Source organism: Liquorilactobacillus sucicola DSM 21376 = JCM 15457, from assembly GCF_000612445.1.
GTDB lineage: Bacteria > Bacillota > Bacilli > Lactobacillales > Lactobacillaceae > Liquorilactobacillus > Liquorilactobacillus sucicola.
In genome coordinates, this window is record NZ_BALC01000006.1 from 78692 (window position 1) to 99569 (window position 20878).

Genomic DNA, 20878 nt, shown 5'->3' on the forward strand with positions numbered 1-20878 from the left:
GTATACTTGAGAAAACAGCTCTGAGGTGAAATGTGTGAATCCATTCAATAGGAAAAAGAAGAAAATAAGCGAGAGAAAGAAAGTAAACCAAAAAATTGGTAAGATTCTGTTGATAACAGCTATTTATTTTATAGTCTTTCAAGTGACAGCGTTGTTTGCTGGAATAGTGATGATGAACGGAAACGGTTCAAATGCGTCTATTGCAGCTATTGAGAAAAGCGGGGTGCCATACTTCATTGCAGTTGCCTGTGGTCTGTTGGTTGTGATCGCAGTTTCTTCACCTCGACTAAGAAGAAAGATTTTTACAGAAACGAATGTTAAAATGACCCCAATTGCCTTTGTGTGTCTGTTGGCGGTTATGATGAGTGGTCAAGTAGTTGCAAGCTTGTATGGTTCTCTGCTTGAAAGACTTGTCAATTTAATTGGGTATAGTGTGACCGCACAAATGCAAGCAGCAAGTGCACACAGCCAGACATTTTCAATGCTAGTATATGCGAGTCTTATTGGCCCTTTAAGTGAAGAAATTGTTTTTCGAGGTTTTTTACTGCGGACCCTTGAGCCGTATGGGCAGAAGTTTGCAATCATTGTTTCGGCGTACATGTTTGGTTTGTATCATGCTAATCTTTTCCAAAGCCCATTCGCTTTTTTGCTAGGCCTCATACTTGGATATACAGCGCAAACATATGGTCTAAAGTGGTCATTTGCGCTGCATGTTTTTAATAATTTCGTTTTAGGAGATTTCATGCTCTTTATTTTGCGCAATGTGCCGACGCACCAAGCTGAAACTATTAGCGGAATGATCCTTTTGTTCGGCGGATTGTTAGGTATTTCGTTTCTGTGGAACAAACGAGATGAGATCAAGGATTGGTTGGAAAAGCATCGCATAAAAAAAACATATCTAAAAGATACTTTTTTAGGCAGATACAATGTCATAATAACGATTGCGGTCTTTATTTTAGCTTGTATGGGGTTAGAAAAACTGTGAAGCATGCTATAATATAAGCAAACGGAAACGCTGTTTATTGGGTCTTGTTTGTCTTAAGATGAGACTTGGCGTGGAGGTGCGTAATTGTAAAGGATGGGGTGATCAGGATGGCTCATAAGTATGAACGTGTTTTGGCGGCGGTAGATGGATCCAAAGGTGCTGAAGTTGCATTGAAGAAAGCTGTTGAAATAGTTAAGCGAAACCATACCAAATTAGATGTATTGAGAGTTTTAGATTTGAACTCGCTGGAGTACGGCGGGGCAGGAATTGCGTTGGATGGTGAGCGTGTCTATAAGATAGAACAGGCTAATGAAGAGTATATGCAGAAGTTAAAACAAAAGTTGATTGCTGATGGTTTAACGGCAGAACAGGTGAATGTCCATCTGCGCTTTGGAAATCCCAAGATTGTGGTCGTTGACGATTTTCAGCCCGAGTATCAAAGCGATTTGATTGTCGTCGGTTCAACTGGCAAAAACTTCATTGAACGGCTAGTCGTTGGGTCTGTAGCTTCTTATATTACACGTAACGCGGCTTGTGATGTTTTGATGGCCCGTCCAGACAAAAATAGCAAATAATGTGATGTTTATTGAATAGAAAAAAACTGCAGCCGGAAAGTAATTTGTGGGGAAGATAATTCTGCACAAATCACTGAAGGCAGCAGTTCTTTTTTGTTATTTTTCGGCGAGCTTTTTCTCAATCAATTTTGAAAACCAAGTTAAAATAGTAATGAGAAGCAGGTAAATAACAGCAACAATTGTCCAGATTCTGAACCCTTCAAGGTTGCGTGCAATGATTATTTTGCCTGTCTGCGTCAATTCGAGAAGGCCGATTATTGAGAGAATTGAAGTATCTTTAAGTGTAATGATGAATTGATTTATAAAAGATGGGACCATGATTTTGAGCCCTTGAGGCAAAATAATCTTGCGCATGGCTTTGCTGAAAGGTAGGCCGAGACTTCGTGCCGCTTCCATTTGACCAGTATCCACGGCTTCAATTCCGCCTCTGACAAACGCGGCAGTATACGCACCTTCATTTAGTGATAAAGTGATAACGCCAGCTGCGAAAGCAGAAATTTTTGTTCCTGTTAGACTAGGAATTCCATTATAGATAAACAGTGCCAGAACCAACAAGGGCAATCCACGTAAAATATAAATGAGTGTAACCGAGATGCTTTGGGCGAACTTATTGGGAAGGACACCTAAAAGTCCAAGGAAGATTCCAAAGATAGTTGCACAGATAATTGAAACAAGTGTTAGCTCAATGGTTTTGCCGAGGCCCTTCAACAATGCGTCTTTGTTTTGCCGTAATAGACCAATGAAAGTATGATTGTTCTTCTGAGTTGTTGAGTTCAGTTCTTGCTGCTGTTTTGTGGCAGAGTTGTCTAAATATGTATTGACAATTTTATTATATTGACCGTTTTTCTTTATTTTTCTTAATCCTGCATTGAATTTAGTCAGTAGTTCTTGATTCTGTCCTTTCATAACAGCAAATCCATAATGGCCCCCCTGAGCGGGCTTAGTAACGATTTTTAGTTTGAGACCGGTTTTAATGGCATATTGCATGACAGGGTTATCTTCAAAGCAAGCAATAGAATTACCGGTAGTAACATCATTATACATGTTGTCGGAATCATCAAAGATAACCGTTCTAAAGCCGTATTTTGCCTTCAATGATTCGGCGTAAGCAGCAGCGGCAGTGCCAGTTTTTAATGCAACTCTTTTTCCACGTAATTGTTTAAAATTGCGGATATGGCTGTTTTTAGCTACAGCCATCACAAACCCTGTTTTGTAGTAAGGATCTGAAAAGTCGAATTTTTCTTGCCGTTCAGGTGTGATGGCCATTCCCGCCATTACGCCATCTATTTGTCCAGATTGTAGTGCTTGGACAGCTGCATTGAAGCCGATTGCTTTAATATTGACTTTGAAATTTTCGGTTTTGGCAATGGCGTTCATCAGATCGATATCGATTCCGACGTACTTATTGTTTGAATTTGCGAATTCAAATGGAGGATATGTAACATCTGTTCCGATCTGATATGTCTTCTCTGCAGCGTGAGCAGGCATAACTGCAAGGTGGGCGAAGGTTAGCAGACTGAGAAAAAATAGTAGAACTGATAGGTATATCTTGCGCAAGAAAAAAACCTCACTCTCATTTTTATGGTGATGCTAAGAATACTATTCAAAAATTATACCGCCTTTATGATAACATAAGAAACGTCTTCTTTTGATAAGAGGGTTAAGTAAAAATGTAAACACGAAATGCGTATTTTATGTTGAAAGCGTTTTATTTATGTAGTAAGATTTTCTGTTAGGGAGGGCGACCAAAGTATGAAAATATTGACGCTGAATTGTCATACTACAACTGAATGTGATTCCAAGAAGCAGATGGCGGCGATTGTCGATGTTATCGTTAGTGAAAAAATCACTTCTTTTTGTCTTCAGGAAGTCAAACAAGAGCGCACCGGCAGAATAGTTGACCATTCTGTCTTAAAAAAGTTGAGTTTTATTGAAGCCCAAGAAGGTGAAGTGCAGATTAGAGAAAGTAATTTTGCTTTTCTTCTCCAGAAAGAATTACGAAAAGTAAAAAGCAACTTTTCGTGGACTTGGGCTGATTCATATGAAGAAGACGAAGCTAATATCGGTTTGGCTATTTTTTCAAAAATTAGTTTTTCTGCTGTTAAAACCAAAATGTTGACGAGAGACCTTGTTCACAAGGGACGATGTAAAAGAAGAAGTGTAGCAGTTTGTTTGGAAAATAGTCAGGTGCTCGTGAATGTCCACTTTAGCGAGCAGTACAATCAGTTTTTACTTGAGTGGGGTAACTTGATTAAATGGATCAAAGAAATAAAAAAAGAAAATGTGCTTTTTGTGATGGGGGATTTTAATATTGATGCAGAAAGCAACAGGATAGGCTACAAAAAATTATGCGAATATTTTCAAGATACTTATATGGCTGCTCTTTCGCGCGGAGATGGGCTAACTGTTCGTGGGGCAGTCAAGGGTGGCAGGATAGTAAGATAGGCAAACGAATTGATTATATTTTAGCTCAACCTGCCCAGTCGATTATCTCTAGCCGTATTTACTTCGAGGGAGATTTGACTCCAAGAATTTCAAGTCATGCCGGAGTAGTTATTGAAACGGACGATGTGCACTGCAATGAGGGCTTCGCAAATGCCGCTTCTATGTCTATGTGGAATTAAGCTAAACAAATACACCGTATCAATCAAAGAAATTCTGCCTTTCAAGCTTCTTTGATTGATACGGTGTATTCGTGGTGCAAAAAATCTTAGATAACCTTTTGTGCCGTTTCGGTTAAGAATAAACCTGATAAATTTTAGTGGTAATTAGTGAATTAACATGAAGTACCCGATAACGATGATTCCTAAAATTATGCGATACCATCCGAAAGCTTTGAAATCATTTTTCTTAACATAGTTCAATAAGAAACGAATTGATATGTATGCGACAACAAAGGAAACTAAAACGCCGACTGCTAGGACGACTCCTGGCAAGCCAGCGAGGGACCCACCATGTTTAAAGAACTTATAGAGTTTAAGCAAAGAAGCGCCGAACATAGTTGGAATCGCAAGGAAAAATGAAAACTCAGTTGCGACATACCGTGAAGTACCAATCGCGATACCACCTAGGATAGTTGAACCAGAACGTGATGTTCCAGGTACGAGTGAAAGTATTTGGAAGATACCGATTGCGATTGCTGTTTTGTAAGATAGAGTATTCAGATCAGCATAGCGGGGTTCAATGTCACGATTACGATTCTCGATGACAATGAACAAGATACCATAGACAATAAGTGCCATTGAGACGACAAGCCAGTTCATCAAATGTTCATCCATCCAGTCATTTAGCGGCAGACCTATGATTGCGGATGGAAGGACAGCAATGATTACTTTCTTCCATAGGGTCCAAGTGTTCTTCTTTTCAACTGAACTTTTCCGAGGCGACCATGGATTTAACTTGTGGAAGTAAATAACAACAACTGCCATGATAGCTCCAAGTTGAATTACAACGTTGAACATATCAATAAATTGTGATGTTTGTCCCAATTTTATGAACTGATCGACCAACACCAGATGCCCAGTTGAACTAATAGGCAGAAATTCTGTGACACCTTCGACTATTCCTAATATTATGGCTTTGATAATATCAAACATAAAGATTCTCCTTCATACATTAAAAATTAATTTCACTGTATCATCATACTTCATTTGAACCTGATAAACAATTTTAGTTAGTTGTTTTAGGCTCGCTTAAAGGAAAATTAACTTAGCGCCTAGCTTTTTTTGATTCAGATCAGTAAATTGAGATTGCACCACAAAAAATGAACTTGCAAAACAAGTAAGTTTGGTCTGCAAGTTCATTTAAATAGATTGATATAATTCAGTTATTTAGTAACTTTGAGTTCAACGGTACCTAACCCATGGCTGAAAGATACATCCCATTTTCCAGCAGTTAGTTTCGGTGGCAGAACGAATGTCCCAGAAGAAACCATTTGGTCAGCTTTGAACTTCTTGCCTTGAGATTCAAGTTTTTCTACAAGCCAGTGGAGTGATTTTAGTGGATTCCCCAATACTTCAGAAGAAACTCCATCTTTGACCTTTCTACTATCGTGGTGTAACTCGCATTTTACTTCTGCAACTTCTTCAACGGTAGAGAAGACTTCATTTGTGTCATGTTCTTGACCGTAGACAACTAAACCACCTACCGCTGCATCTGACATCACCATGTATTTAGAGAGTGTTGGAAACCAGTCTTTAAAACGTGAGTCCGGAACTTCCAGCCCACCTGCAACTGTCGTCTTATTCATTAAGTCTTCGAGTGAATCAGATGCCGAGAGATCTTCTTTTGCACGAAATTCTAGTTCAACTTCGACTAACGGTTCCATGAGTTCCTGTAAGCTCACAACAGTGGGGGCTTTTAGAAAATGACTGGTTACTTGTGCACCGTATAGTGGAGAGTCTGAATCGAACATTTTCTGGGTCTCAGCACTTGTCAATGACACTTTATAACCGCCAACTTGTTCATTTTTTAATTCCGTCAGACGTTCTTGGACTTTGTAAGCTGTGGTAGCATCTGTTACTTGATCTTTCCAATCAGTTTCCTTGAGTGGTTTCTTTGAAGCATAAGCATTAAAAAGTTCTTGTGCAAATTTTTCTTCAGTTTTTGATAATGTAGTAGTTTGTTGTGTCATGATGAATCTACCTCCGTTTATTGTGTTTTTTATTTGTGACAATTGAGATAGTCCTCACGGCTTATTTATTAATCATGCCCATAAAAGTGAGGACCAAAGATGTTTTCTTGGAAATGCCTAGATAAATTACTAATCTGAATATCACTTTTATCAGAGCTTTTAATGCCGCTTTCGCCTTTCATACGTCCTCACCTCACTTTTGATTTAAAATCGAATAAAAAACGCCCTCTGATTCAAAAATATACTTCTTTGAATCGGAGGACGTCAAAAACGCGTTACCACCTCTTTTTGCATTTTCATTACTGAAAATACCTTAAGCAAACTACTAATTGTCAATTTGCTGGCCAGATAATGGTGGCAACCAGTGCAAACTACTAAGTAACAAAGGTTCGATGCACAACTCCCAGGTGATTTTCACTTATCTTCTTCAGTCTGTCTTGCACCAAATGACAGATCTCTAAGCTGATTCACATAAACTACTTTCCTGATCGGCGTTTTTCTCACTCGAATTTAATTATTGACTGTATCTTAAACTGTAAAAATCATCTTGTCAAGCTTTTTTAGTTATTTTTTTTATTGCTGTAGGAAGTGCTAAGAAATGTACAAATTTTCTGAAGTTAAGCCAGTTATTATTTGTTAGTAGTAACTGAAGTGTAGTACGCTTACGGTGAATAGGAAACCTGAGGGGGCTTGATTATGAAAAAGTATGGTTTGATCATACTTGCCGTAGGCAGCATATTACTTGCGGGATGTACCTCACAGTCAAAAAAAGCAGATGATCGCAACACTACAAAAGTAGAAATGAAAAAAGGGCAGAAGGGAAAAGGCGGCGCACAAGAAGGTGCTCAAAAAGCAGCTGACGAAACTCACTCTAATGCAGCTTGTGCAAAGCAACAGGCGAGGATTTCTATGTTTAATAAGAAATTACGTGAAAAATTGGGTGATGTATTACTGCCTGCTGCGGATGGACTTACAAGTGGAAATAATAGACTAAATGTTAGTTATAGTGGTGATAATGATGAATACACTATTTCTTACAGTGTTGGTAAAAAGGCAAAGCCCCTCAATGAAGATTCAGCAACTCAAGCGGCACCATATGCGGAATTTACTAAAAAAAAGTATGATACTACGGAGGAGGCAGCACGACAAATAGATCATCGAACAGTTACTGATTTTGGAGGATTACCAACTGTAGATCTAGGACATAATATCCAGGGATATATAGAAACAGGTGCAGGACAGCGTTACCTTTACTGGAATGAGGGGAACTGGTCGCTTGTTGTGCATGCGACAGTTGACCAAGAGCAAGATCCAAAGCAGTTGGCAAAGCAAACGGTCAGTTTATTAGAAGAATACGCCTTACCTTTGCCACGTCTGTATGGGCAGGTTTCTTTTGAGGCTGGGAGTCAGAGTGAACAATGCAATCAGGTTATAAGTTGGCAAGATGAAAAAACTGTTTTTAAACTAAGTGCACGTGATTTTACAACGGCAGTCAAAATGGCAGCAAGCGTTAATTGATTAAGAAGATGTCAAGCTCTGTTCTAGCGATTCCTTAGGATACTTACTTGAGTTAGGCTTACTTTTTTTATTTTAAGAAATTCATGAACTTTGAAATTTTAAAAATGTTTTGCAAAATGTATTTGCATTTACACTTAAATGAATTATAATAGTTATGGTTTTAGAATTATTCTAAACAATAAAAAGGAGGAGTTTTATGAATTTCATCAATCAAAAATTAGTAGATTTTAAGGTCAATGCTTATCAGCAAGGGGAGACAAAAGAAGTTTCAACAGCGGACGTGTTAGGAAAATGGGCAGTTTTCTTCTTCTATCCAGCAGATTTTTCGTTCGTTTGCCCGACAGAACTAGGCGACTTGCAAGATCATTATGGGGAATTTAAAAAGGCTAATGCGGAAATCTATTCTGTTTCTGAGGACAGCGAATTTGTCCATAAGGCTTGGGCCGAAGCAACAGATACGATAGGTAAAGTTCAATATCCGATGCTGGCTGATCCGGCTGGCAAGTTAGCTCGTTTCTTTGGTGTATTGGATGAAGAAGCAGGTCAGGCTTTTCGTGGAGTATTTATTGTCGATCCTGAAGGTAAGATAAAATCTTATACGATTAACGATATGGGAATTGGACGCAACGCAAGCGAGATATTAAGAACACTTGAAGCAGCTCAGTTTGTTGCAGAACATGGGGACAAGGTTTGCCCAGCTAATTGGCATCCAGGTGAAGACACGATTACGCCAAGTCTTGATTTAGTTGGAAAAATATAGTAAAGCGAGACGATAAGGATGACAGAAAAACACATTTATGACACGATTATCATAGGAGCCGGACCAGCAGGATTATCCGCAGGAATCTATGCTGGAAGAGCGACCTTAGATACACTTATCATTGAGAACGATCAAGTAGGCGGGCAGGTTACAACAACTTCGGTTGTGTGGAACTATCCTGCAGTTGAAAAAATTGATGGGACAGCATTAATGAACAAAATGCAGCATCAAGCTGTACATTTTGGCGCTGAAATAACGCGTGACAATGTGGAATCATATGATTTCGACGGCGATGTTAAAATAGTCCATGGCGCTAAGCAGGATTACTATTGTCGCAGTGTTATTTTAGCGACTGGTGCTAAACCTAGAAAGTTAGGTTTTCAAGGCGAAGAAGAATTTAAGGGTCGCGGAGTCGCATATTGCTCAACTTGTGATGGTGAACTGTTTAGCGGTATGCAGGTTTTCGTTGTCGGTGGTGGTTATGCTGCGGCAGAGGAGGCTGATTACTTAACTCGTTATGCACGGCATGTAACAGTCCTTGTCCGAGAACCAGAATTTACCTGTGCACCTTTGACTGCGGCACGGGCTTTGAACAATCCTAAAGTGGATGTTAAATTCAATACGGAGTTGGCAGCTGTTCAAGGGAAAAACTATTTGACGAGTGCACGGCTTGTTAACAATAAGACCGGTAAAGAGACTAGTTATCATGTTCCAGAAGGTGAGCAGACTTTTGGGGTATTTGTTTATGTAGGGACACAGCCGGCTACCGCAGAGTTAGCAGACACTATCAAATGTGATGAACATGGGTATATTAAGGTTGACGACTGTCAGTCAACTAATAAAGAAGGAGTGTTTGCAGCAGGGGATGTTGTCGCTAAACCATTACGCCAAATTGTCACAGCTGCTTCTGATGGAGCAAGCGCGGCCACAGCTGCGGAACATTACGTCACTGTGCAGAAACAGCGGCTTAATATTCCAATTCATCCTGCAGCCGCTACACAAGAGCAAAGTGCCAAAACATTTGGACAAACGACAGATTTAGAGACGAAGGCGAAAAAACAACCGGTGCACGAAGGTCAATGGTTTAATGCCGAGTTGCAGACACAACTGCAGGGGGTTTTTAGCAAGCTTGAATCAGATATTACCTTGTTACACTTGGATGATGGCAGTGCAAAGAGTCAAGAACTTGGAGCATTTGCCAAGGAATTTGCAGCAATGGATAAGCATGTGCATTATGAACTTAAACACGCTGTTTCAGATGAACAACGGCTGCCGGCGTTGAGTATTTTGGACGCCGAAGAGAATACATTGGGAATCAGGTTCAGTGGAATCCCAACTGGACATGAACTTAACTCATTAGTGCTGGCTCTTTATAATGCTGCAGGGCCAGGGCAGGCAATTGAGCCTGCGTTAGAAGAACGAATCAAAGCACTGCCGAAAACTAAGATCGAGATAGGAATTGCATTGACCTGTCATTTTTGCCCAGATGTTGTAGCGGCTTGTCAGCATATGGCCATCCTTAATCCTGCTGTTTCTGCTGAAATGATTGATTTGCAAATGTTTCCAGAATTGAGAAATGAAAAGCATATCATGAGTGTCCCAGCAACTATTATTAATGATGGTGATGTTATTTTTGGAAGTCAGACATTGGAACAGTTAGTTACTGCGTGCGAAAAAATAGCAGCAGTTTAGCAAAAACGATACAGTTTTTATTATAAAGTTAACACACAATAAAAGAAGGACTGGTCAAAATTTAAACTTGATCCGGTCCTTCTTTTATTGTGTATTAACTTGGTTTAATAGTCAGTTTTTTTGTTTGAACACGAATTATGCAAGGTTTACCGCCGACTGCCATCTGACTATCTACCCATTTTGAAACTTATTCTCGCAGCTGCCTTTAATTCAAAATGGGCTTTGTCACACAATCATTTGAAGTGTATGATAGAGGATATTCATAGGCAAAGAAGTGGTCATGCAAAATGAAAAAAGGAAAACGAATTCTCAAATTCGGCTCTGTTGTATTTGCAGTAATCCTGATTTTAGGCGGTGTGTGGTGGTATCGGCAGTCTAAGTTTCTTCACAATGTCAACGTGAAGAAAAGTGAAGTTCCGACACTTTTTATTCCAGGTTATATGGGCAATCGACTATCCTTTGGCGGAATGATTTTTAGATTGGATCACTACGGGATGGGGACTAGTGCAATGACGATCCGTGTCAGTGCTAAGGGCGAGATCACTTTTGCTCAAAAAACGTCATTGAAAACAAAAAATCCACTGATTCAGGTTCTATTTGAAAACAATCGGAATGAACGGCTTCAAGCGGCTCAATTGAGTAAAGTTTTGATTCAGCTGAAAAGAAATTATCACATAAATAAAGTGAACTTGGTGGGGCATTCTAGTGGTGGCAACATTGTTTTTGATTATTTGATTAGTAAAGATGCAAAAAATTCGTGGGCTCCGCAAGTCGTCAAGTATGTCAATATTGCAACGACTTTTCCAGGACGGGAAAAAAGTGGTAAGAATTTGAATCCGAATTTGAGAGTCCTGAATATTGCAGGTAACATCTGGAATTTGAAAACAGATGGCGGTATTCCACTGAAAGAGGATCTTTATTTGAAGAAAATCGTCAAACCTTATGTTAAGGATTATCGTGCTGAAGTGATCAATGGAAGTCCGTTGACAGCATATCATAGTATGCTACACGAGAATGGTGAGGTTGACCGTGATGTAGCACGTTTTTTATTCAGTGGTAAAGATTAATAAAACGGCTCTAATACAGTAGATAATTAAAATTTGAAATTAGATGCACAAAATTGTTATGATATGCTTATCCGTAATTTGGCTAAATAAAAATTAATTGTCTATAATTCATGTGAAAGAGGTGCTTGTAAAATGCTATTAGGCAGTATTGAAGCAGGCGGTACTAAATTTGTTTGTGCAGTCGGCAATGAAGATTACCGCATTAAAAATAGTATTAAATTCCCAACTACGACTCCAGAAGAAACACTGGGTCAAGCAATTGAATATTTTAAGAAATTTAAAATCGAGGCTTTATCCATCGCGTCTTTTGGGCCAATTGACGTGCAGTACACAAGTAAAACATATGGGTTCATTACCAACACACCCAAACCTGGTTGGAAAAATGTTGATTTTGTAGGACTGCTCAAAAAAGAATTGAACATTCCTATCTTTTTTACAACAGATGTTAATGGGTCAGCCTTTGGTGAATATACGGTGGCGCAGCTTTTTAATGAAAAAATAAAATCACTGGTTTATTTGACGATAGGAACTGGTGTTGGTGGCGGTGCAATTATTGATGGGGAGATAGTTGGTACTAAAGGTCACCCCGAAATGGGACATGTTTACTTAAAGAGGCATCCTGCTGATACAGGTTTTGAGGGAATTTGTCCATTCCACAAGGATTGTCTGGAAGGCTTGGCAGCAGGTCCATCTATCAAAGCCAGAACAGGAATCGCCGGTGAAAAAGTCGCTGTAGATGACAACATTTGGGATATATTAGCATACTACATTGCGCAAGCTGCTATACAACAGACGTTGATTCTTCGTCCGGATAATATTATTTTCGGTGGTGGTGTCATCAGTGAAAGATTACTTAAAAAGGTAAGGCGTGACTTTGAAAAATTAAATAATGGGTACATTGAGATTGATGATTTGGAGAATTATATCCGGATGCCACGAGTTGAGAACAACGGTTCGGCTACACTGGGCAATTTTGCATTAGCTTTTAATGAGTTGCAAAAGTAACCGTTTATTGCAGTTTCTAGAAAACATTATTATGCGGGTTTGCAGTTAAGCGGAAAAGGCTGGCTTATGGAACACGTTTAGACGGAATAGAAAGAGGGGCTGTGCCAAAATTAACTTTTGGCACAGCTCCTTATTTAGTTCATAAAAAAATGGTCCGTTAGTCAAAATTCACCGTCTATCTTAATTTTACAGACCTATGTCACACTTCCCTTGATGTTTACAGGTAAAAAGTTACATAATTAATTTAAAATTGTCTTAGCATTGACAAACTCACGTATCCCCATGTCGCTCAACTCTCGGCCGTACCCAGAGTTCTTAACACCTCCAAATGGCAACTCGGGATAAGATGTCAGTGGTTGATTAATTGCCACCTGACCTGTTTCAATATGCGAAGCGAGTGCTTTAGCGTGTGCAATATCTTTTGAATAAACTGCTCCGCCTAGGCCATAATTGGAATGGTTAGCAATTTTTATGATGTCCTCTTCAGTATCAGCTTTGTAAATTTGTGCGACAGGCCCGAATAGTTCAGTGTCATACATTGGATTATCAAGTGTCATTCCTGAAATGATAAGCGGGTTAAACAAAGCCCCAGGACCTTGCGGTAATTCTGGATCACCCCAGAGAACTTTTGCTCCTCCTGCAAGAATTTTTTTAACCTGTTGGTGTAGATTCTCCTGTGCGCTTTTGGAGGATAGCGGACCTAATGTTGTATGTTCATCAAGAGGGTCACCCAATTTGCGTTTCGAGAACTCGTCGATAATACCTGCAAGAAAATCATCATAGATCTCACTTTGAACAATATAACGTTTAGCAGCCGTACATACTTGACCTGAGTTGTTCAAACGTGCCGCGGCGGCACCTTCGATTGCATTTTCAAGGTCTGCATCGTCTAAAACAACGCAGACATCTGTTCCACCAAGCTCCATTGTTGATTTCTTGAGGTTCTTGCCGGCTTCGGCAGCAATTTTGCGACCAGCACCCTCAGAACCAGTTAGAGCAACCCCTTGAACACGTGGGTCTGCGATTATGTGGTTGACCTGTTCATAGTTAACAAAGAGATTCTTAAAAGCACCTTCTGGAATTTTTGCGGCAATACAGGCCTCTTCAAAAGCTTGTGCGCATTCTGGAACGATACTGGCATGTTTTAAGATGACTGGATTACCAATAATAAAATTAGGAGCGAAAACACGCATAATCTGGGTGTAAGGAAAGTTCCATGGTTCAACAGACATGATTGTTCCAATTGAACTGAATTCGACATGGGCATTTTTATCGGGAATATTATTGTAAGGGATTGGCTGAAGAATCTGCGCACCATTTTTGACGTAATACATTGCAAATTCAACGTTTTTCTTTACTTCAGAACGCGCCTGCCCGATCAGTTTGCCCATATTGGTTGTTAAGAGTCGCGCGTACTTTTCATTATGTGCTGTAAACTCGTGTGCGAGTCTTTCTAGCTGGGCCGTTCTTTCAGATACTGGTTGTTTTTTAGCTGCATGATAAAAGGCATTGGCTTTTTTTAAAGCTTGCTCAACTTCTGCATCTGTTGCATCTGCAAATTCACGAATTGTTTTTCCGTTAAAAGGATTTACTGCTTTGTAGGACATATAATTAGTTCTCCTTTCCATAACCTAACTTCATAATGACTTTTCTGCGCTGCAATTACAAACCATTTGCTTGTTTAGCGGATATATGATCCTGATCCGTAATGAATATGGTAAAATAATTGGCAAAAAACATACTGCTTACTCATCATTTTAATATTTGCGGGGAGGACATTGGTTGCGGAAATGGCGCACGCATGTAAATTATATGCTCAGGCAGTCTTTATGAAAGGATGGTAAGATGCATGAAAACTAAGACAGTTCAAATTAGAAAGCTCGTTTTAGGCGAAGGCAGGCCTAAGATTGCAGTACCAATCACAGGGAAAAACCTGCTAGAAGTTGCAGACCAAGCTCAAAAAATCATCAACCAAAGACCAGATATGATTGAATGGCGGTTGGATTTTTTTACTGATGTTACAAACAGTGAGAAAGTGCAGATAGGGGCAAGGACACTGCGCAAAATTATAGGGGAGACAGCACTACTGCTTACTTTTAGGACTCAAGCTGAGGGGGGCAGGATGGCACTGAATGAGGATGATTACTTTAGAATAATGGGAGAAGTCATCCGGCAAAAGTTAGGTGATGCACTTGATTTGGAACTATACCATGATGAACATAGACTAGAAGAAACATTGGAACATGCTCATAAGAATGGGATAGTTGTGATTATGAGCAGCCATAATTTTGCAAAAACTCCTAGTAAGGATAAAATAATAGCAAAATTGAGCAGTATGAGCTCAATGGGGGGCGATATTGCTAAAGTAGCAGTTATGCCAAATTCAAGCGACGATGTCTTGACTTTGCTGCAGGCAACGAGAGAAGCAGCTGCAAAATTATCACAGCCCGTGATTACAATGTCGATGGGAGAACTGGGGAAGATATCGCGAATAGCAGGTGAAACCTTTGGATCGGTTGTGAGCTTTGCCGCGGGAACACAGCCATCAGCTCCAGGCCAGATTGAGCTGAAACATTTGAGACAAATACTTGAAGATTTGAAATTAAACTAGAAGGCAGTACAAAGTCGGGAAAATTTGAGTACTAACTCGAAATTACGAACATAGCGAGTGCTTTGCTATGAGTAATTCGAAGTTAGACGGAGAATTTTGGCTTATGAAACACGTTTATACGGAATAAAAGAGGGGCTGTGCCAAAAGTTAACTTTTGGCACAGCCCCCACCGCAAGTCGGATTACTGTGGATGAGTCTGAGGGTGATTTTTGCCTTATCTTTTTTTATAAGAATTAATGAGTTTAAATATTCAAGTTTTTTCTTACAAACAGGAGTCGTTTACAGTTAGACGGTGACTGGAAGTGTAATTCAATTTTTACTCCAAAAATAACTTTAATGTCATATCTTTCTTTTTGTTTTGACAATACTATTCAAGAGTTTGTGAATTCATTCATTAATTATGGCACACGGTCCCGTGCCGAAATGTTGTTTACTAAGTATTGTAAACACTTACATTAATTTCTATAATTAAAAGTGAAATAAAGGGAGGTTACTCAAATGGAAGCTACAAAAACAGTTCCTAAAAAGTCTTCATTGAAGACTAAGATTCAAAAACTAGGAACCAGTCTTAGTGGAATGATTATGCCCAACATCGCCGCAGTTATTGCTTGGGGCTTAGTCACAGCTATATTTATGGCACAAGGATGGTTCCCAAATGCACAGATTGCTAAAATGATAAGCCCAATGCTTAATTACTTGATACCATTGCTGATTGCTTATGTCGGCGGACGAATGGTGTATGAAGAACGTGGTGCAGTAGTTGGTGCAGTTGCTGCCATGGGTGTAATTGTTGGATCAAGTGTTCCAATGTTTATTGGTGCAATGATCATGGGACCTTTGGGTGGCTGGTGCATCAAGAAATTCGATCAGCTTTTTCAAGATAAAATTAAATCCGGTTTTGAAATGATATACAATAACTTTTCGAGCGGTATTCTCGGAATGGTTTTAGCAATTTTTGGAGTTTTTGTTGTAAACCCGCTTGTGACAGCCGGAAGTAATTTTATGAGTCGTGGAGTTGACTGGATTATTTCAATTCATATGCTGCCATTAGCTAATATTTTTATTGAACCTGCTAAAATTCTCTTCTTAAACAATGCTATTGGGAATGGGATTTTAGTACCATTAGGAATACAACAAGCATCCACTGCTGGCAAGTCAGTGTTGTTCTTGCTTGAATCCAACCCTGGACCAGGGATTGGAATTCTTATAGCATTCATGATTTTTGGTAAGGGCACTGCTAAAGCATCAGCTCCAGGTGCTGCTATTATCCAGTTCTTCGGTGGTATCCATGAAATTTATTTCCCATATGTTTTAATGAAGCCGGCGCTGATTTTAGCTGCTATCGCTGGTGGTGTTAGCGGAACATTCACATTTTCACTATTGAATACAGGAATCAAGGCTGCAGCTTCACCAGGTTCAATCATCGCTATTTTACTGATGACGCCGAAGGGCAACTACTTGCAAATCCTAACTGGTGTCGCGGTTGCAGCAATTGTTTCATTCGTTGTTGCTGCTGTTATCTTAAAAGCAGATAAATCTGATGGTACTGACTTGGCAGAAAAACAAGCACAGATGGACCAAATGAAAGCAGAATCAAAAGGTGGGGTACCATCAGCTGAAGATGCAGAACGTTCGGTTCAAGATTATGCAGATGTTAAGAAGGTTATCTTTGCATGTGATGCCGGTATGGGATCTTCTGCGATGGGCGCTTCACTGTTGCGTGACAAGGTTAAAAAAGCTGGTATTAAGGATATTCCTGTTACAAATATTGCAATTAGCAGATTAAAAGATGAACAAGGATTATTAGTTGTAACACAAGATGAGTTAGCTGATCGGGCTTTACAAAAGACGCCAAACGCTATGCATATCTCTGTTGGTAATTTTTTAAGCAGTCCAAAATATGATGAGGTTGTTATTAATTTGAAAACCGTCAAACAGATTGCACCTGCAGACACTCAAGCCAAAGCAGCTGCTAAAGAGGCTGAAAAAGCGAGTGATAACGTTGGTTCAATTGATTATACAGCTGTTAAAGAAGTTGATTTTATCCATCATGATCAAAAGATTGGTTCTGCAACAATGGCAACTTCGCTGTTTAAGGATCGTTTAAAGAAAGAGGGGAAGAAAACACCCGTTAAGAATCTCGGCATTGATGAATTAGAGGATAGCAAGGCACACCTCGTTATTGTGACACCGGAAGCAGAAAAAAATCTGAAACTGCGGTATACTGAGGTTCAGATAGTAAGTGTTGAGGATTTGTTAAACTCTAAAGACTACGACTATATTGTTGAACATCTAAGCTAAGCTGAAGTTAAGGGAATGATTTAGTTGATTTTGTTATCAGACCGTCAAAGAAAAATTTTAATGAGACTCTGTGAATCTGATAACGGGATAGCTATGTCTGTTATTGAGAACTCACTGCATATCAGTCGAAGGACGATTTACCGTGAATTTTCGGAATTAAAATTGTACTTGCAACAGCATGGATTGAGTGTTCGAAATGCCGATGGACTTTATCGTTTGGATGGCTCGGCGGCAGCATTGAGCAGACTGAGAACTGAATTACAGGGACAAAACGAAAGAATGGATTTGACTGCTAAACAGCGTCAAGACGCGCTTGCGTGTTTGTTACTGATGAATGATGGGCCATTGAAAATTTTTTCTTTAGCAGTTTCGTTAGATGTCAGTGAAGGAACCATTCAACGAGACTTAAAAGTTGTGACAGCGGCGCTAAAGGAATACCAAGTTAAGGTCGTGGCGAAGAAGGCGGTTGGAATTGAGGCAGTTGGTCAAGAAACTCAGATTAGATTGATTCTCTGCGGAATTTTGACAAGTGAAATCAATGAGTATGAATTTTTTGAATATTTAAATTCAAAAGATGATTATCAACCGCATAATTTCTTCTTGAAATTGTTTCCCAAAGATATCTTGTTAGCTTGTGCGCAGGCTTTAAAACAGGCTACAGGTGCTAAATTAGCACACAATTCTGATGTTCAAGAAGTGCAGTTAATCTTAATAATTGCAATTTCTGTAATAAGAATGGCTAATAATACGATTAAGAAATACAAGGTTATCGATGTGGGAGATCTTTTCAAGTACAGGCAGCGGGCGTTGGAAATCTTAGGTAATTTCGATAACAGAATCAAAGAAAAGATTACAACAAGCGAAATAGATTTTATTGCAATTCAGATAAAGGGTTTGGATTATAAGCTGGTGAAGGGTGATTGGGCGCATAACTATGATTTCCAGATTTCCTTTAATGTAAAACAATTGATCCAGGAGGTTTCAGAAACATTTCACTGGAATTTCAGTCGTGATACTGAGCTGTTTGCACGATTAGTTAGGCACATGACATTTTTGTTGCACAATGAAGGTGTAAAACTGCCTAATACGCGTATCAAGGTCCTAAATAACGTGAGCATTCAATATGCAGAACTTTATCAAATATTGCGTAGGGCGTTGGCGAAAGTTTTTACAAGTTACGGTTTTACTGAGACAGAAGAGCAGCTTATTCTCTTATACTTCGCTAATAGTTATGCTAGCACGAAAAGTAATTATTTGTCGGCTTTGGTTATTTGCCCGAATGGCGTTGGAACAGCAAGTATTTTAAAAAGTAGGTTGCGCAGAGAGATCCCAGAACTTGCTGAGATAAAAATTGCTAAGGTCTCGCAATTAAATGAAATTCACCCCAATCACTACGATGTCATTCTTTCGACCTTGAATCTGCCAGGTTTTGATTGGGACTACCATATTGTCAGTCCGCTATTGGTGGGCGATGAGATAGCAAGAATAAAAAGTTTCATCAATAAATTCGATGTGAAGTATAAGCATAAGAGAGTTATAGAAAGAAAAGCAGTCAGTCTTGATGAAGGGCAAGAACGGCTAACCGCATTGTTCGAAATGGCAAGTGAGAGCAAGGCTTTAGTTGACCGCATTGGTTTAGAGAGGTTGACTAACAATGGTGAAAGTTTGAAAGAACTACTTGTGCAGATTTTGAACAAAATTCCGACGGCGATTGCAGGAGATAGAAAGCAGATTGTACATGAGATGTTGAAACGTGTTGCGGTTGCTCCAGTGGGAATCCCGAACGCAAGTATCTCGCTTGTTCATGCGACGGATAAAAGCGTTTTGAAACCGTTTTTCTCAGTCTATGAGCTGCAATCACCAATCATAATGAAGGCGATGGATCAAACACCTATTCAGGTTAAACGTATCTTACTAATGATAGGACCAGCTCCAATGTCGGATTTCCAAAATGGTCTGATGGGTACCATTAGTGGGGCGATTGTCATGAATAATCGCTACACAGCGATTTTTGAAAATGGTACGGAAGACAAGATAAAAAACTTAGTAGCTGCACAGTTTATGGAACAGCTTGACTTTAAGAGAAAGAGATGATGAATTATGGATCTGCAGGAAAATATGGTATTACTTGATCAGCATGTGGCGACAAAAGAAGAAGCTATTCGACTGGCGGGTAAATTACTAGTGGATAATGGTTACGCGGAACCAGAGTATATCGATTCAATGCTGGCACGCAATGCAGATGTTTCAACCTACATGGGTAATTTTATTGCAATTCCACATGGAACTGACAGTGGCAAGCAATATATTAAAAAAACGGGAATCTCTGTCGTTCAGGTTCCAATGGGTGTTGATTTTTCAAGTAACGGTGATGAAAACATCGTAACGATCGTTTTTGGAATAGCTGGCTTGAACGGCGAACATTTAGAGTTACTATCGCAGATAGCTCTATTCTGCAGTGATGTGAATAATGTTGTTAAACTTGCTGACGCGCAATCAGCAGGAGAAATAATCAAATTACTGAAAGAAGTTGACAAATAATGAAAGATGTACATTTTGGAGCAGGCAATATTGGACGCGGATTTATTGGTGAAACTTTAGCAGCGAATGGATTTGAAATTACTTTTGTTGATGTGAACGAACAAATCATTGATGCATTGAACGATAAAGGAATCTATACGATCGAGCTTGCGGATGAATCGCATAAAAAAATTCAGGTAAGCAATGTTCGCGGCATTAATAATGGTCAGGACCCGAAGGCAGTGATTGAAGCAATAAAGGAGGCAGATTTAGTTACTACGGCAATTGGACCGAAGATTTTGAAGTTTATTGCGCCATTGATTGCTGATGGGATCAAGGCACGTCAAGAAACAGGAAAAAATGCTAAACTTGATGTGATTGCCTGTGAGAATATGATCGGTGGTAGTCAATCTTTGAAGAAAGACGTGTATAGTCACTTGGACACAGAAAGTCAAAAGTATGCGGATGAGTACATTGGGTTCCCTAACGCTGCTGTTGACCGGATTGTTCCTTTGCAAAAACATGAGGACCCCCTCTTTGTTTCTGTTGAACCCTTTAAAGAGTGGGTTGTCGATGAACATCAGATGGCAAACCCAGATTTGAAATTAACAAGTGTTGAGTATGCACCTGATTTGCAACCTTATATTGAACGGAAATTATTCTCTGTAAATACAGGGCATGCAACAGTGGCATACACAGGTAAGTATCGCGGATACGAAGATATTGGTTCAGCAATTAAGGACACTGCTGTACTGACGCAGTTGAAGAAGGTGTTAAAGGAAACTGGAGATCTTTTGATTAATAAGTGGGGGTTCGAGCGGGACAAACATGAGGCTTACCAACAAAAAATTATCGGACGATTCCAGAATCCATATCTTTCGGATGATATCGCACGTGTTGGGCGCACACCGATTAGAAAACTCGGTTTCGATGAACGCTTTATCCGCCCAATTAGAGAAGCCAAGGAACGTGGCCTTTCTTATACAGCGCTTTTGGAAACAGTTGGAATGATTTATACTTTTGACGAACCAAAAGACGATGAAAGTCAAAAACTGCAAAAATTATTGAAGGAACATTCGTTAGTTAATGTTGTACAAGAAACAACGGGTTTGAAGGATGAAGGTTTGGTTCAAGAAGTGGTGGCCTCTGCTAAAAAAGCAGCCAAAGAATACCAAGTTTAGAGAAGAAGTTAGACTGGATAGGTTGAACCA

At 39.5% G+C, this 20878-nt stretch carries 17 protein-coding genes and 1 other annotated feature; of the genes, 13 read left to right on the forward strand and 4 right to left on the reverse strand.

The features are described 5' to 3' along the window. The first annotated feature begins 34 nt into the window (after positions 1-34). Together JCM15457_RS09555 and JCM15457_RS09560 are read left to right on the forward strand one after the other, a co-directional pair. Positions 35-985, forward strand: coding sequence for a CPBP family intramembrane glutamic endopeptidase (locus JCM15457_RS09555; RefSeq protein WP_034989627.1), 951 nt, complete (start codon positions 35-37; stop codon positions 983-985). A 107-nt stretch (positions 986-1092) separates the two neighbouring features. After that, positions 1093-1560, forward strand: a complete 468-nt coding sequence (locus tag JCM15457_RS09560) for a universal stress protein (RefSeq protein ID WP_034989628.1) — start codon at positions 1093-1095, stop codon at positions 1558-1560. A gap of 96 nt (positions 1561-1656) precedes the next feature. On the opposite strand, the gene JCM15457_RS09565 is transcribed toward JCM15457_RS09560, so the two are convergent. Continuing rightward, positions 1657-3048: an amino acid ABC transporter substrate-binding protein/permease gene (locus tag JCM15457_RS09565; RefSeq protein WP_081778249.1), complete on the reverse strand. Its 1392-nt coding sequence runs from the start codon at positions 3046-3048 to the stop codon at positions 1657-1659. 264 nt (positions 3049-3312) lie between these two features. On the opposite strand from JCM15457_RS09565, the gene JCM15457_RS09570 reads away from it, so the two are divergent. Beyond that, entirely contained in the window at positions 3313-4005 is a 693-nt protein-coding gene (locus JCM15457_RS09570) for an endonuclease/exonuclease/phosphatase family protein (protein ID WP_034989630.1), read from the forward strand. A 323-nt stretch (positions 4006-4328) separates the two neighbouring features. On the opposite strand, the gene JCM15457_RS09575 is transcribed toward JCM15457_RS09570, so the two are convergent. Both JCM15457_RS09575 and JCM15457_RS09580 read right to left on the reverse strand, forming a co-directional pair. After that, positions 4329-5156: an undecaprenyl-diphosphate phosphatase gene (locus tag JCM15457_RS09575; protein WP_034989631.1), complete on the reverse strand. Its 828-nt coding sequence runs from the start codon at positions 5154-5156 to the stop codon at positions 4329-4331. Between the two features lie 230 nt (positions 5157-5386). Continuing rightward, positions 5387-6196 (reverse strand): 2-keto-4-pentenoate hydratase, encoded by an 810-nt coding sequence (locus JCM15457_RS09580; RefSeq protein WP_420836004.1) that lies wholly within the window; start codon positions 6194-6196, stop codon positions 5387-5389. A 251-nt stretch (positions 6197-6447) separates the two neighbouring features. Next, positions 6448-6694: a binding site (T-box leader), on the reverse strand. Positions 6695-6889: 195 nt separating this feature from the next. Between JCM15457_RS09580 and JCM15457_RS09585 the strand changes: the two genes are divergently transcribed. The 5 genes from JCM15457_RS09585 (at position 6890) to scrK (ending at position 12235) form a co-directional block, all read left to right on the forward strand. Then, positions 6890-7711, forward strand: coding sequence for a hypothetical protein (locus tag JCM15457_RS09585; protein ID WP_034989633.1), 822 nt, complete (start codon positions 6890-6892; stop codon positions 7709-7711). A gap of 196 nt (positions 7712-7907) precedes the next feature. Beyond that, positions 7908-8471, forward strand: coding sequence for an alkyl hydroperoxide reductase subunit C (ahpC, locus tag JCM15457_RS09590; RefSeq protein ID WP_034989634.1), 564 nt, complete (start codon positions 7908-7910; stop codon positions 8469-8471). An 18-nt stretch (positions 8472-8489) separates the two neighbouring features. Next, positions 8490-10163, forward strand: coding sequence for an FAD-dependent oxidoreductase (locus tag JCM15457_RS09595; protein WP_034989635.1), 1674 nt, complete (start codon positions 8490-8492; stop codon positions 10161-10163). 287 nt (positions 10164-10450) lie between these two features. Next, positions 10451-11230 carry an alpha/beta hydrolase gene (locus JCM15457_RS09600; protein ID WP_051993445.1) on the forward strand — a complete coding sequence of 260 codons (780 nt, stop codon included), beginning with the start codon at positions 10451-10453 and terminating at the stop codon, positions 11228-11230. Between the two features lie 132 nt (positions 11231-11362). Beyond that, positions 11363-12235: a fructokinase ScrK gene (gene scrK / locus JCM15457_RS09605; RefSeq protein ID WP_034989637.1), complete on the forward strand. Its 873-nt coding sequence runs from the start codon at positions 11363-11365 to the stop codon at positions 12233-12235. Between the two features lie 239 nt (positions 12236-12474). On the opposite strand, the gene JCM15457_RS09610 is transcribed toward scrK, so the two are convergent. Further along, positions 12475-13842, reverse strand: coding sequence for an NAD-dependent succinate-semialdehyde dehydrogenase (locus JCM15457_RS09610; RefSeq protein WP_034989639.1), 1368 nt, complete (start codon positions 13840-13842; stop codon positions 12475-12477). A gap of 242 nt (positions 13843-14084) precedes the next feature. Between JCM15457_RS09610 and aroD the strand changes: the two genes are divergently transcribed. The 5 genes from aroD (at position 14085) to JCM15457_RS09635 (ending at position 20848) form a co-directional block, all read left to right on the forward strand. Then, positions 14085-14846 carry a type I 3-dehydroquinate dehydratase gene (gene aroD / locus JCM15457_RS09615; protein ID WP_034989640.1) on the forward strand — a complete coding sequence of 254 codons (762 nt, stop codon included), beginning with the start codon at positions 14085-14087 and terminating at the stop codon, positions 14844-14846. A gap of 498 nt (positions 14847-15344) precedes the next feature. Then, positions 15345-17147, forward strand: coding sequence for a PTS mannitol transporter subunit IIBC (locus JCM15457_RS09620; RefSeq protein WP_034989641.1), 1803 nt, complete (start codon positions 15345-15347; stop codon positions 17145-17147). A gap of 93 nt (positions 17148-17240) precedes the next feature. After that, a complete protein-coding gene (locus JCM15457_RS09625; protein ID WP_235725669.1) occupies positions 17241-19241 on the forward strand; it encodes a BglG family transcription antiterminator in 2001 nt (666 codons plus the stop codon). A 6-nt stretch (positions 19242-19247) separates the two neighbouring features. Beyond that, positions 19248-19688: a PTS mannitol transporter subunit IIA gene (locus tag JCM15457_RS09630; RefSeq protein ID WP_034989643.1), complete on the forward strand. Its 441-nt coding sequence runs from the start codon at positions 19248-19250 to the stop codon at positions 19686-19688. Beyond that, a complete protein-coding gene (locus JCM15457_RS09635) occupies positions 19688-20848 on the forward strand; it encodes a mannitol-1-phosphate 5-dehydrogenase (protein WP_034989644.1) in 1161 nt (386 codons plus the stop codon). Before JCM15457_RS09630 ends, JCM15457_RS09635 begins: the two co-directional genes overlap by 1 nt. Positions 20849-20878 lie beyond the last annotated feature (30 nt).

Excerpts from the sequence above, each read along its gene's own strand:
- JCM15457_RS09560 (WP_034989628.1), top strand. The coding sequence starts at position 1,093 with ATGGCTCATAAGTATGAACGTGTTTTGGCGGCGGTAGATGGATCCAAA.
- JCM15457_RS09565 (WP_081778249.1), bottom strand. The coding sequence starts at position 3,048 with ATGCCTGCTCACGCTGCAGAGAAGACATATCAGATCGGAACAGATGTT.
- JCM15457_RS09570 (WP_034989630.1), top strand. The coding sequence starts at position 3,313 with ATGAAAATATTGACGCTGAATTGTCATACTACAACTGAATGTGATTCC.
- JCM15457_RS09575 (WP_034989631.1), bottom strand. The coding sequence starts at position 5,156 with ATGTTTGATATTATCAAAGCCATAATATTAGGAATAGTCGAAGGTGTC.
- JCM15457_RS09585 (WP_034989633.1), top strand. The coding sequence starts at position 6,890 with ATGAAAAAGTATGGTTTGATCATACTTGCCGTAGGCAGCATATTACTT.
- ahpC (WP_034989634.1), top strand. The coding sequence starts at position 7,908 with ATGAATTTCATCAATCAAAAATTAGTAGATTTTAAGGTCAATGCTTAT.
- JCM15457_RS09595 (WP_034989635.1), top strand. The coding sequence starts at position 8,490 with ATGACAGAAAAACACATTTATGACACGATTATCATAGGAGCCGGACCA.
- JCM15457_RS09600 (WP_051993445.1), top strand. The coding sequence starts at position 10,451 with ATGAAAAAAGGAAAACGAATTCTCAAATTCGGCTCTGTTGTATTTGCA.
- scrK (WP_034989637.1), top strand. The coding sequence starts at position 11,363 with ATGCTATTAGGCAGTATTGAAGCAGGCGGTACTAAATTTGTTTGTGCA.
- JCM15457_RS09610 (WP_034989639.1), bottom strand. The coding sequence starts at position 13,842 with ATGTCCTACAAAGCAGTAAATCCTTTTAACGGAAAAACAATTCGTGAA.
- aroD (WP_034989640.1), top strand. The coding sequence starts at position 14,085 with ATGAAAACTAAGACAGTTCAAATTAGAAAGCTCGTTTTAGGCGAAGGC.
- JCM15457_RS09620 (WP_034989641.1), top strand. The coding sequence starts at position 15,345 with ATGGAAGCTACAAAAACAGTTCCTAAAAAGTCTTCATTGAAGACTAAG.
- JCM15457_RS09625 (WP_235725669.1), top strand. The coding sequence starts at position 17,241 with ATGTCTGTTATTGAGAACTCACTGCATATCAGTCGAAGGACGATTTAC.
- JCM15457_RS09630 (WP_034989643.1), top strand. The coding sequence starts at position 19,248 with ATGGATCTGCAGGAAAATATGGTATTACTTGATCAGCATGTGGCGACA.
- JCM15457_RS09635 (WP_034989644.1), top strand. The coding sequence starts at position 19,688 with ATGAAAGATGTACATTTTGGAGCAGGCAATATTGGACGCGGATTTATT.